The following is a 12,524-nucleotide window of genomic DNA, read 5'->3' as shown; positions in this document are numbered from 1 at the left end:
TTAAGGATAAACCCTAAAAAATGGGGTTTATCTTGTGGTTAAAGGTAATCAAAAGTAATGCTAATTTTTGTATAAATAATGTTGTTGTGGGAATGTCTTTAATTCTTATTTAAATACTTCTTCATAAGCCATCCAGTTTCAATTAAATTATCTTTAGGATTGGTATAACTTACTAAAACCCATTTATGATTTACCTGTAAAATTATTACATCAAAACCTTTTGGGAGAGAGGTTATGAGGATGGTTTTAGTTTTTGGTTTCAACATTACATTTGAAACTCGGTTTGTAGTTCTGCATTCTTTCACTTTTTTGAATTTTAATTCAATTGCTTTTTGGATTCTTCTTTCAGAATTTATTATATCGTTTTTTGTAGCCGGTTCTGATTTTGGTTTTAGAAAATCACTATACTGGTGTAATGCTATTATAGCTAATATAATTTCAAAAAAGCGCCATATATATTTCCCGTACTTCTTATTTTCATTGTAAAAAATAGATATCCTTTCAATTAATTGCTCGAACCTTATACTTTCTTCTTCAGTAAATGCAATATCTGAAGTAAAGCCATTGGTCATTTCAATTACTTGTTCATTTATGTCTTCAAATTCTTCTAATAAATGCCAGTTATTGTTTTGAGAAGCTAATGCAGCAATTTGTCCAGATATCCCACTCATAGCAAATTGAAAGCTATTAATTTGAGCTAAGTATGGTTTTTGACTTTCTAGCAGGGTTGCTGAGAGATCTCTTAAATTTCCGAATAAACTTTCCTGCATTTGACTAATTCCTTTTATAACATCCAATGTTGGCTGCGGAATTTGGAATAATTTAGCATGCATAGCCAATGTTTTTGAAAGTGTATCGAGTCCAGCAATGTTTTTGGGAATAAGGTTTTGTTGTTGTGAAATAGCACTAAAAACAGCATTATTCATTGTCATAGCACTCAATTGATTTTGCCATATCTGATTTGACTGGAACATTTGAGATATCGAATTACCTATACCTATTTGACTATTAATTTTTTGAGTAAAATCTGTACTTTTTATTAAAGCATCTAACGAGTTCATCATAATTTATACTTTTGTAATAAGTTAATTTTTAGTATGATTTTCTTCCTCGTTTAGTGGAAAAAAATACATTTGAAACCAACCATTTAATCTTTTTATACTAATTTGACCAAAATTTTTTAATTCCCAAGTTCTACCTGTCCAATCTTCTTCGATGTTAATTTCGCCTAACTCAAAATAGGATTTTCCATTAATATCTATACCTAATTTATCTACAAATAATTTTAACATTCCTTCAATTTCTTTATGGCTAATTATATACCTCTTTGAAGGACTTTCTTTTCCTAAAACAAATAAAGCATCATTTACCTCAGGATTTGGTATTAGTATTTTATTGAAAAAATTAAAAAAATATTGATTTGTAAAATTTACCCAACCGAAACTTTCTCCGTTTTCATATCTCTGTTCTTGAAAGTTTTCAACTCTTTTCATTTCGTCATTTATACTGCTAAAGTGATCATCAAAACTATTTGCATTTAGAAATGAGTTGTAGTATGTAATAAATTCATTAGGTTTTAATACAATAGTATAAATTCCTAATTTTTGAAAAACAGCTTTTGTTTTATGATAATTTTTATCATCATTAGTGATGTAAAACTCACATCTTGATGCAAATGCGGAATGAGAAGCATCTTCAGTTGTATTATTAAATGTGTTTTTCTCTTTGGCAGTAACTTTTACTTTGTCAGCTTTAAAGCCGTGCATATCTAGTTTGACATATTCATTTGTTATATCATCAAACCATTCTGGGGCATTTTTGCCTTTTTCAAAATATTTATCAGGTTCAAAATTTTCTATTCCTGTTTTCTTGTATGCATTATCAATTACATCAAAAGGGTTCTTATTTTCGTTAAAGTGTCCGCTATTTACTCCAATTTGTTGCACCATATTTCTCAAATCTTTGTAGTCTTCTGTTTCATTCAAATTGTGAAACATTTTACCAAAACTCCTAAAGAAACCATTCATTGTTTTGTCTTCTTTTAGTCCTGGGAACATTTTGTCTAACATTGCAGCACTTTCGGGATTTTCGAAAGCTTCTTTAAAAGCATTATCTAATGGTATTGAAGAAATTAGGTTTTTTAAAGAAGTAACTATTCCGTTCAAAGCATCATCTCCTTCAATTGAATTAAATAGATTATCAATACTAAAATCTTCGAAAAGGGGTGCTTCTCTAATTCTATCATCAAGTAATTCTCCGGGTTCATAATCGCTTAAAACGACTTCTTTTGAGTTGTTTACCAAACACAAATTATCTGTCAAATGTGTTATGTAATCTAAATCCTCTCTAATTATTTTTTGTTCCTGTTCGCTATGGTTTTTAATGCTGGAGAATATATCTCCAATATGAGAGGTTGAGTATAATAATAAGAATTTATCCTTGTTTAATATTATATCATTTAATTCTTGGAAATGATTGTTTTTCATTCCTGACATAACATTCCAATCTAAATAGACTTTAATCATAGTTAACTATTTTCTATTATCCCATTTTACTCACTCTTTATAATTGTTTTCTGGTGTTCGTGAATAAAAATCGATATTATTTTGTTTTAAAATCACGACTGTTCTACGATTTTTATTTCGTCCTCACTCAAACCATATAACTCATACACCATTTTATCAATGGCTTTTTCGGTAGTTTCTATTTGGGATTTTAGGGTTTGTGCTTTGGTTTTGTTTTCTTCAAAAAGATCCAGCCATTCGAACTCGTTTTTTTTCGTGAGGGGAGTTTGTCCAGCTGTTTTAATGGCTTTGTTAAGTTCTGTAATAAATTCAGCAAAGGTTAATTGGTGCCAGTTTTGGAGTTTTTTTGAGAGTTTGTCCAAGGAAAACCTTGAAGAAAAGTATTTTTGAAATTTAGATTCTAACTGTTGTAAAGTGAAAATATAACCAATCATTAAATCAGCCTGATTTTCAAAGTCAATTTCGTTTTTAAAATCAGGAATCGGGATTTGTTCAAAATATTGTGGTTTCACTTCAATATAGCCACCACTACGAACGACGCAGATAGACAATAGAAATTTCCATACCACTTTAGAGTTTAAAATACACAAAAGCATTTTGCTAGAATTTGGCAAAAATACTGCTGGAGCATTTATATATACGCCTTGTGAATCCAAAGCAAATTTGTTTGAATTTTGAAGGTTCGGAAATATAATTTTTGGTTTTTCAAATAAATCGTAATACGCACAATTTCTCAATTCCCACCAAAAATCTCCTTTGTCGAATCGTTTTTTTGCCAAGTTTTCAAAAGGTAAAAGATGATTCATAATTTCAGGGAAATCTTTCTTTAAAATCACCAATGCTTCTTGTTCAGAAATATCTTTTTCATAAGCTGATTTTGTCCATTTACTTTTAAATAGAATTAATTGTTGTTCTGCAGCTGGAACTACCCATTTTTTTATTTCTTTCCCTTCGTAAATAGGTTTTATATGATCTGCAATTTTTTTGTCATTTACTATGAAGGCTTCATTCAGTGCAGTTTTAACACCATAATAACACTTCCCGAATTTATCTCTTATATTAGGAAAACTTGATATTTTCTTTAACAACACAGCTTCGTTAACTGATGAAAAAGACCAAGTATCTTTTGAAAGTGTATGTTGATCTACAATTACATTTTTGTGAAATTCAATATCAATTATTTTTGACTGGCTTGACTTTGGAATTTTTATATATTCAAATTTATTAGTCTTTGATAAAGTATTTTTATTTAGAGTTATTATTACAGGATAAGTAGTTGCTCCTTCAAATATTTGTACTTCTGTAAAATCAATATATTTTTCAAAAGAAATATTTTGTTGAAGATAATTTCTTAAAACACTTCCTGCATTCGTTTTATCAAAAGTATTAGAGATGAATCCCATACTTCCCTTTTTATTTATGATGGAAACACCCAATTCATAGAAATAAGCAAACAAATCACTTGCAGGATGAAACACACTAAAGTTTTTACTAAAATAATCTCTATAATCTCCTAAAAGTTCTGCTCTAACATAAGGCGGATTCCCAATAATCACATCAAAACCTTCTTTAGCAAACACTTCCGGAAATTGTTCCTTCCAGTTGAAAGCTTTGTCACCCGCAACGGCTTTGCTTTCGATAAGGGAATTGCCGCATTTGATGTTGTTGTTCAGGCTGGTGAGTTTTCGTTTGGGTTGGGCAGTACGCAACCACAAAGAGAGTTTTGCAATTTCTATGCTTTCTTCGTTGAGATCGACCCCATAAATATTGTGTTCCAGGATTTGGTTTTCGATATCGGGAAAGACAAAAAAACCTCCAAAAAGTTGTTTGTTAAGTTCGTCTAGGTAAGCATGTTCCTTGATCAAGAAATCTAAGGCTTGGTTCAGGAAAGCTCCTGAACCACAAGCTGGGTCACAAATGGTGAGTTGTAACAACCATTCGCGGTAATCCTTGAGTTGCTGGTCCAGTTTTATAATGGTGGTGGCTTGGCGGTTCTTGCGGCCTTTGGCATATTCCTCGTCAATGATTCCTAGTTCCTGTTTTTTCTCGGTACAGAGTTTTCCTATGGTGTTGTCGACTATGTATTTGGTAATGTATTTTGGGGTATAGAAAACACCGTCTTTCTTGCGTTTGGTTTTTTGTTTGTCGAAATCAGTTCCTTCAATTTCGGCATTGACACTTTCGATTTCATTCAAGGAATGTTCGAAAATGTGCCCTAAAATATTCACATCTACCTGACTTTCGAAATCATAAGTAGAAAGTTTTAAGGTATGACGGTAGAGTAGGTCATTGTCTATGATAATTGCATCGAGAATCGCATCGGGTTGAAAAAGTCCGCCATTGTAGGCAAAGATTTCTTCTTTCTTGTCGGTGCCTTTTCGACCCGTATCGAGATAGCCAAAGTATTGTTTGTAGCGGTCGTAAAGCGGGACTTCTACATCCAAATCAGCCAAGGCTTTCCATTCTTTTAAAACGGTATTGATGGAATTTGGAGCCAGCAGTCCACGGTCTTCGGCAAAGAGAATAAACAGAAAACGGTCAATCAGTTTTTGTGATTTTTGGAAAAGAATCAGTTTAGTAGTCTTTTCGGGTAAATCATTAAGTAAGATGTTAGATCGGTTTTGCTTGACTAAATCCCGGTACAATTCGCGTTTGAACACCGAATAATCGCCATAGAATTTTTTGGTAATGTTTTCTTCTTCCACCACCGAAGCTTCTTTTATGCTGAGTGGTTTGTTGGCCAAGATATTTTCTTTGGCCAGACAGAGGTAGAAGATTTCAAATTCGGCGTGGGTTAGCGTAAATAAGTTGAATTCCTCATAATCTACCGCATTGTTGATGTAGAACCTCAACTTTTCGAAATTGGAGGTAATGACATAGATACAGCCCGTTTGGTTGGCTTTGTAATCAAAGGCTTGTTGACGGATGCTTTCGAGGTCTTTGGTATTGGTTCCCTTAAGTTCAATAACTCCTAGGGCGTTTCCGTCTTTGAGGATGGCACCATCGACTTTTTTGGCTCCTTTTATATTTTTAAGTTCTGTAGTTAAATTAAATGATGGAGCCGGATTTAGCGTATATCCTAAAATATCAACAAAAAGTTCCCGTAAAAAACCCTCTTGGAATTGTTCTTCCTTACTGTTTCGAATGTTTTCTTGAATTACAGCGTTGTGAAAATACTTGGTGTATTTTTTATAGGCTTTCTGGACTAGAGCAGTATCTTGTTGACTCAAGTATTTTTTGAGTACTGAGGGCTGAAATAATGACATTGGTAACACTTTTATTAGATTACCAATGTAAGAATTTATTTTAGGATAAAGTAGGACGTCTGGAATGAGTTCTTAACAGAGTTATGCTATGCGTTTATTCAAAAAAAGGATGCTTGTATTTTCAACAAACATCTTTTTTGAACTAAATAACTAATTTAAACTTACTACTTGGTTAACTTCAACTCATCATTCAATCGCAATGCTAAGTTATCCCAATTGAATACATTTATGCTTATGCTCCATTAATTATATTTTTTTGAACCCACAAAATTGAAAGTTCTGAACCGTATCAAAAGGTGTAGTATGATTTTCTGTAAAACATTTAACAGCTTCAAAACTTTCGCTAAAAGTATGCTTCATTGAATTTTCAGAGTACTGCTTTATTTCTAGTCCGCTACATTTTAATGGTCCCTTTTCTGAAAAAGTTCCTAATAGAAAGTTCCCTTCTTTATTGACTGCATTTTCTATTATGGTTTTATATTTATCAATACTCACTTCACTTGTTAAAAAATGAAAAACGGCTCTATCGTGCCAAAAATCAAATTTCACTTCTGGTTTAAACTCTGTTATGTCTGCAACAATCCAATGAACTAAATCAGCTTTATCTCCCAAACGCTGTTTTGCTCTTTCTAACGCAAATTCTGAAATATCCAAAACCCAAATATTTTGAAATCCTTTTTCTAATAAGACGTCTACTAAATTACTATCTCCTCCGCCAATATCAATAATATTAGCCGTTTTTGATAGGTTTAAATTTTCTAAATAAGTCATAGCTGTTTTTGGATATTTTTGTGTCCAGCTTACTTCATTTGGATTTTTAGTTGCAAAAACATTTTCCCAATGTGATTTATTATTTTCCATATTTTAATTTTTACTTAAGATCTTTATTCTTCCACATTCTTTATTTTTATCAAAAGTGCGTAAACGCCTTTTATTACAACACTTGCCTCGGCTAAAACAATGAAATTGGTGTCACTTTTATTAGATTACCAATGTAGGAATTTATTTCAGGAAATAGTAGGAGGTCTGAATGATTTCTCAACAGATTCATTAGCAAGTGTTTCTTACGAGAAAAGGATGCTCGTATTTTCAACAAACATCCTTTTTTGAATTGAATAACTAACTTTAAAACTTCATCCTCTGAATTCTAACGGCATTCAAAATCGCCAGTAAAGCCACTCCAACATCAGCAAAAACGGCTTCCCACATAGTAGCTAAACCGCCAGCGCCAAGAACAAGAACAATTGCTTTTACTGCAAATGCTAAACCAATATTTTGATACACAATTTGTTTGGTCTTTTTACCAATATTTATTGCTGTAAAAATCTTAGTAGGCTGGTCGTTTTGAATTACAATGTCGGCAGTTTCGATGGTGGCATCACTTCCTAAACCACCCATTGCAATTCCGGCATCGGCAAGGGCGACCACTGGCGCATCATTTACCCCATCGCCAACAAAAGCAATGTGTAGATGTTCTTTTTTGAGTGCTTCTACCTTCTGAACTTTGTGCTCAGGTAATAAATCCCCGAAAGCCTGGTCAATGTTTAGTTCTTTGGCAACAGCATCAACAACTGCTTGTTTATCACCTGAAAGCATTACTGTCTTGACGTTTATTTTGTGTAAACTTTCTATAGCTTCTTTCGCATCTTCCTTAATTTCATCGGCAATCAAAAAGTAGCCGGCATATTTTTGATTGATGGCAATGACGATAATCGTAAAAGGGGTATTATCGATTCCGGCATCATAACTGATATTGAATTTTTTCATCAGTTTTACATTTCCTGCCAAGATTTCATAACCATCCACTTTTCCTTTTAGTCCGTGTCCTGCAATTTCTTCTACATCAGTTACTTTTACCTTTTTTTCTGAGCCTTTTGCATATTCTATAATAGCCGTTCCAACGGGATGTGTTGATTTGGTTTCGAGTGCTGCTGTATATTTTACTATATCGGCTTCAGGAATACCTACAGCAACTACTTTTTGAACTTTAAAAACGCCTTTGGTCAATGTTCCTGTTTTGTCCATAACGACTACTTTAATAGTTGCCATTATATCAAGAAAATTAGACCCTTTGAATAAAATTCCATTTTTGCTTGCTGCTCCAATACCACCGAAATAGCCTAATGGAATGGAAATAACCAACGCACAAGGACAGGAGATAACTAAGAAAATTAATGCCCTGTATAACCAATCGTTGAAATTATAGTTTTCGACAAATAGCATTGGGAGTAAACAAATTCCTATTGCCAATACTACGACTATTGGAGTATATATTTTGGCGAATTTTCTAATGAATAATTCGGTTGGTGCTTTTTTAGCCGTTGCATCCTGAACCATTTGTAATATTTTGGACAATTTGCTGTCTGTGTATGCTGTAGTAACTTCCACTAATACAACGGTATTAAGATTAATCATACCTGCAAGTACAATTTCACCTTTTTGTTTGGTATCCGGTTTACTTTCTCCTGTTAAAGCTGCTGTATTTAATGAAGCATTGTCTGAAAGTAATTTTCCGTCTAAAGCTAATTTTTCACCAGGTCTTAATTGGATAATTTCTCCAATAGTAATTTCTGACGCTTTTTTAGAAACGGCATTTTCTCCCTCCATTACTGTTGCTGTATCGGGTCTTTGATCTAACAGCGATTTGATGTTCTTTTTAGCTCTTTGAACTGCCAATGTTTGAAAAATTTCGCCAATAGCATAAAATAACATTACTGCAACACCTTCTGCATATTCGCCAATGGCAAAAGCTCCAATGGTAGCAATACCCATTAGAAAAAACTCTGAAAATATTTCTCCTTTCCGGATACTTTCATACGCTTCTTTTAGTACTGGGTAACCTACTAATAAGTAGGCTATTAAGTACCAGGATAAGCTTACATAACCAGTAAACCAAGTTGCTGTAAAATAGTTGTCTAAACCAATTGCAACAATTAAAAATATAAAACTTATTATAGCTGGCAAGAACATTTGAAATGTAGTGCGGTCGTCTCCTGAATGGTCGTGTCCATCATCATCAGCATGTTCAGATTTATAGTCAACGGTGCAACATCCTGCTTGGTTATCGGTTATTCTATTTATTTTTTCTTCTAATGTGCAGCAAAGCTGTTTGCCGTTTGCATCATATTTGTGGTGGTGTTGTGATTCAGTATTTTTCATATGTTTTATTTTAAATAATAAGTATTAGTATTTTTAGGAGGTTCAATAGCTTTATTGCTAATAATTTCTGAAATGTTATTTTCTATCACCTCGCATAGCGTAGTCATTGGTATATCTGTAGGTTGATTTTCAAAGGGGTCTTGCATAATAATTGCTGTTTGTTCTACTGCAATTAATAATAACGGAATAATTATAGTTAAGAAAATTTCGAGAACAGGATAATTATCATCCAAGCCAAATGGTAATATAGATGCAAGAACATATATAAGAAAGTGAATTAGTAGACTGTATGATTTTGGAAAAACTGTATTTTTAATTCGTTCACATTTTCCCATTGCATCATTTAATCTTGAAATTGTCGTGTCAATCTGTACTTGCTTATTATCATTTAAGTTAAATTTTGTTGCTAGTGAAGCTAACTGTTCACAATGTACGTTTAGTAATTTTGCAGGGATGTTATTAGCTTTTATTTTATTCTTTTCTAAATATAAAGAAACAATTGTTGAAAATTGTTTTTTTCGTAGGCTATCTGATAAGGCATAACACCATATAATTTGTCTTTCAGCAAAGTCTATAAGTTCTTTATCGCTATCAGTATTTGGTAGAAATTGTTTTATTTGTCTGATGAGAGTTCTTGAATCGTTGACGATTTCACCCCATATTTTTCTTGCCTCCCACCAGCGATCATAAGATTGTGCAGTTCGAAATGCTAACAATAAAGATACAATTGTTCCTGTAATAGCTGTTATTGGTAACGGAATTGATATTTTTTTAAGAAATGTGTTATGATCTATAGTCCCAACAATAATTGCATATATTATTATGATTAAAATATCAAACCACATATATTTTAAAAAATATAAAATCGAATTATAATTATTTTTAACAAGCATACTATTTATTATTGTGTTTATAATTTTTTATGTAGTAAATAGATTTTTAATTTAATATTTTTAAAAAAAATTAAAAATCTTCATCTGAATTTATAATCCATTCTTTTGCTTTTTCTCTGTCAGGCAAGTCAAAATACATCACTGTTGCTTTTGTAAATGGTTTCATAATTGAACGCATACAGTTTTCCCATTTTTTTGTACCTACTAAAGCAATTTTTTCTATATCTGTAGTATGTTTAAAATTCATTTTTCCATAATTAAATTCTAGTATACCGTCTTCCCAAAAGCCAGTTGAATTAGAAATAGAACCATCATCCATTTCAAAGTACCATCGAACTTTTTCTCCAGTACCTATTATATTATGAATGAATGGGTGTATTTTTTCATAATCTCTAAGGCCTAATAAATCATTAGCTCTTGTAGCTATGATATTTTTACCTGTAAAATCTAAAAGTTGTAGCATAATTAATATTTTTAAAGTTTATAGAAATTATTTTACTATGAATTCATTAGTTATTTAATTTCTCTTATTAGTTGTTGTAAATCTTAATCAAAAACATTGATTTTTTCTAGTATTCAAATTTCATTTTTTCCTTTTAACAGGTCATAATTTATTGAGAGCTAATTACTAGTATGAGTATATTCTTTTTTTTAAATGAATTTATAGTTTAAGCATTAGTAGAAGTAGAGTTTTAAGGTGAAATAATAGTTATGTTTAATTATCGTCATTTTCTTTTACGTACTCATGTACCATTTTTTGCTTCCATTTTAAATACCATTTTTGGTGATGTAATGAAAGTAAAAAATATAAGGCTAATGATGCGACTATAGCAATTATGAACATATTTAATCCCACTGCAACACCTACTGCTGAAGTGCACCAAATTGTAGCAGCAGTTGTTAACCCATGAGATGTTCCTACACTGTTGTTACGATAAATAATTCCCGCACCAAGAAAACCAATACCTGTAATAATATTTGCTATTACTCTTAAAGTCTCTCCTTGATTGTTGACTAAGTGTGCTGCGATAGCTGTAAATAAAGTTGCTCCAATACAAACGGCTGCATAAGTCCTAATTCCAGCATCCCGACCGTGTTTTTCTCTATCAAAACCTATGAAAGCACCTAAAAAAAAGGAAATGATAAGTTTTGAAACTATAATTAATTCCGCATTTATATCCATTATTAATTTATATAAATTAAGTGTTTTTAAAAAGTAGATTATTATAGGCTATAATTTTTTAATGGTTTTCGTCTAAGTCTATTACCGTTATTTTCCCAAAAAGACCTGCCCAATGTAAAGTACTAAATAATATTTTTTAAAATTAAAGTGTTAAATAATCCTGTAATCTCTATTTTTTAGGGTAGAGATCACAGGAGTTAATACATATAAAAATTTTTTATTCTTCTTCTCCTTTATTTGTCAATTTTGCATTTACAAAGAATGCACCTTTGATTACAATTTTTGCATTAGCAGGAATATCTTTTACTAATGTTATTGCAGTGTATCCCATATTAGAAACGCCTTTTGCAACTTCAATTTTTTCAAAATTGACATTTTCAGGTTCTTTTACCTTACTTTTTGCTATGTTTTCGTTTTTTACTTTAGCACCTTCGGGTTTTTCCTTTTCTGCCTGTTTGTTGATAACAACAAAAATATAGTCTTTGCCATCTGTGCTCACAATAGCCTCGTTTGGAATAGCAGTTGTTGTAACATCATTTAAACTTACAATGGCGGTTATATTCATCCCGTCTATTAATCCTGATTTATTGCCTTGAACAGTGGCGTGAATTGGTATACTTTTGCTTTCATTCTCGAATGCTGCACCTATTGAATATACTTTAGCATTATAATCTTCTCCCGAATTATTAGTTATTCTAAAATGGATTATTTGTCCTATTTTTATCAATGGCAAATCTTTTTCGAATATGTTTAAATCTAAATGTAATTGAGAATTATCTACAATTTCGGCAAGAGGTGAAGAAACATCAACATAGCTTCCAATATTAGAATACACATTACTGATAGTGCCACTAATAGGGCTTGTAACCGACAATGCCGAACGCAAATTACTATTATTTAAACTATTAGGATTGATACCCATTAATTGGATTTGTTGTTGTAACGAAGCTCTGCGAGTTCGCATTGATTTTAGTTCTGCATTAGCACTCTGGTAATTTTTTAATGCTCCTGCATTTCCTTCGTTTAGCTCTTTTTGTCTTGCTACTTCTTGTTCAGAAAATATTATTTTACTGGTAGTACTTAAATACTCTTCCTGCAATTGTATGAATTGTGGATTAGCAATTGTAGCTATTACTTGTCCTTTCTTTACAAAATCGCCCAATTGTACATTTATAGTTTTTATAACGCCACCATACAACGAAGTTACATTGGCTTTATAATTATTAGGAACACGTAATGCGCCATTGACTTTGAGAGTTGCCGATAATTGCTTTTGTTCAATATTTCCATATTGTATATCTACTGTTTTTATCTGTTCGACTGATAGTGAAGCAATTGTAGATTCAGCTTCTTTGCTTTCAACTTTTGGATTTTCAATGTTTTCTGTTTTTTCCTTATTGCCGCAAGCAATTAAAGTAGTGAAAAATGCCATAAGTAGTAAACTATAAGCAAATGGCAACAAGTAATTCTTATGTTTTATTTTAAAAGTTTTCATTTT

The 12,524-nt window shown here is 31.8% G+C and carries 9 protein-coding genes; all 9 read right to left on the bottom strand.

Translation table 11 applies throughout. From position 1 onward, the window contains the following. Positions 1 to 98: 98 nt before the first annotated feature. Positions 99 to 1,064, bottom strand: coding sequence for a hypothetical protein (locus E0F76_RS07395; RefSeq protein WP_132003612.1), 966 nt, complete (start codon positions 1,062 to 1,064; stop codon positions 99 to 101). Between the two features lie 21 nt (positions 1,065 to 1,085). Next, positions 1,086 to 2,525 (bottom strand): hypothetical protein, encoded by a 1,440-nt coding sequence (locus tag E0F76_RS07390; RefSeq protein ID WP_132003609.1) that lies wholly within the window; start codon positions 2,523 to 2,525, stop codon positions 1,086 to 1,088. 92 nt (positions 2,526 to 2,617) lie between these two features. Next, positions 2,618 to 5,791 carry an Eco57I restriction-modification methylase domain-containing protein gene (locus E0F76_RS07385; RefSeq protein WP_132003606.1) on the bottom strand — a complete coding sequence of 1,058 codons (3,174 nt, stop codon included), beginning with the start codon at positions 5,789 to 5,791 and terminating at the stop codon, positions 2,618 to 2,620. Between the two features lie 246 nt (positions 5,792 to 6,037). Continuing rightward, entirely contained in the window at positions 6,038 to 6,652 is a 615-nt protein-coding gene (locus tag E0F76_RS07380) for a class I SAM-dependent methyltransferase (protein WP_132003603.1), read from the bottom strand. Between the two features lie 264 nt (positions 6,653 to 6,916). Then, positions 6,917 to 8,950 (bottom strand): heavy metal translocating P-type ATPase, encoded by a 2,034-nt coding sequence (locus E0F76_RS07375; RefSeq protein ID WP_132003600.1) that lies wholly within the window; start codon positions 8,948 to 8,950, stop codon positions 6,917 to 6,919. A gap of 5 nt (positions 8,951 to 8,955) precedes the next feature. Continuing rightward, a complete protein-coding gene (locus E0F76_RS07370; RefSeq protein WP_132003597.1) occupies positions 8,956 to 9,843 on the bottom strand; it encodes a bestrophin family protein in 888 nt (295 codons plus the stop codon). 70 nt (positions 9,844 to 9,913) lie between these two features. Next, positions 9,914 to 10,306, bottom strand: a complete 393-nt coding sequence (locus tag E0F76_RS07365) for a SpoIIAA family protein (protein WP_132003594.1) — start codon at positions 10,304 to 10,306, stop codon at positions 9,914 to 9,916. A gap of 252 nt (positions 10,307 to 10,558) precedes the next feature. Beyond that, positions 10,559 to 11,026: an MgtC/SapB family protein gene (locus E0F76_RS07360; protein WP_132003591.1), complete on the bottom strand. Its 468-nt coding sequence runs from the start codon at positions 11,024 to 11,026 to the stop codon at positions 10,559 to 10,561. Between the two features lie 217 nt (positions 11,027 to 11,243). Then, positions 11,244 to 12,521 (bottom strand): efflux RND transporter periplasmic adaptor subunit, encoded by a 1,278-nt coding sequence (locus E0F76_RS07355; RefSeq protein WP_132003588.1) that lies wholly within the window; start codon positions 12,519 to 12,521, stop codon positions 11,244 to 11,246. Between the last annotated feature and the right edge of the window lie 3 nt (positions 12,522 to 12,524).

The sequence above is a fragment of the Flavobacterium cellulosilyticum genome (assembly GCF_004349355.1).
GTDB classification, from domain to species: domain Bacteria; phylum Bacteroidota; class Bacteroidia; order Flavobacteriales; family Flavobacteriaceae; genus Flavobacterium; species Flavobacterium cellulosilyticum.
This window is presented reverse-complemented; position numbering and strand designations above follow the sequence as displayed.

Coding starts and splice junctions, on each gene's coding strand:
- E0F76_RS07395 (WP_132003612.1), bottom strand. CDS start 1,064: ATGATGAACTCGTTAGATGCTTTAATAAAAAGTACAGATTTTACTCAA.
- E0F76_RS07390 (WP_132003609.1), bottom strand. CDS start 2,525: ATGATTAAAGTCTATTTAGATTGGAATGTTATGTCAGGAATGAAAAAC.
- E0F76_RS07385 (WP_132003606.1), bottom strand. CDS start 5,791: ATGTCATTATTTCAGCCCTCAGTACTCAAAAAATACTTGAGTCAACAA.
- E0F76_RS07380 (WP_132003603.1), bottom strand. CDS start 6,652: ATGGAAAATAATAAATCACATTGGGAAAATGTTTTTGCAACTAAAAAT.
- E0F76_RS07375 (WP_132003600.1), bottom strand. CDS start 8,950: ATGAAAAATACTGAATCACAACACCACCACAAATATGATGCAAACGGC.
- E0F76_RS07370 (WP_132003597.1), bottom strand. CDS start 9,843: ATGCTTGTTAAAAATAATTATAATTCGATTTTATATTTTTTAAAATAT.
- E0F76_RS07365 (WP_132003594.1), bottom strand. CDS start 10,306: ATGCTACAACTTTTAGATTTTACAGGTAAAAATATCATAGCTACAAGA.
- E0F76_RS07360 (WP_132003591.1), bottom strand. CDS start 11,026: ATGGATATAAATGCGGAATTAATTATAGTTTCAAAACTTATCATTTCC.
- E0F76_RS07355 (WP_132003588.1), bottom strand. CDS start 12,521: ATGAAAACTTTTAAAATAAAACATAAGAATTACTTGTTGCCATTTGCT.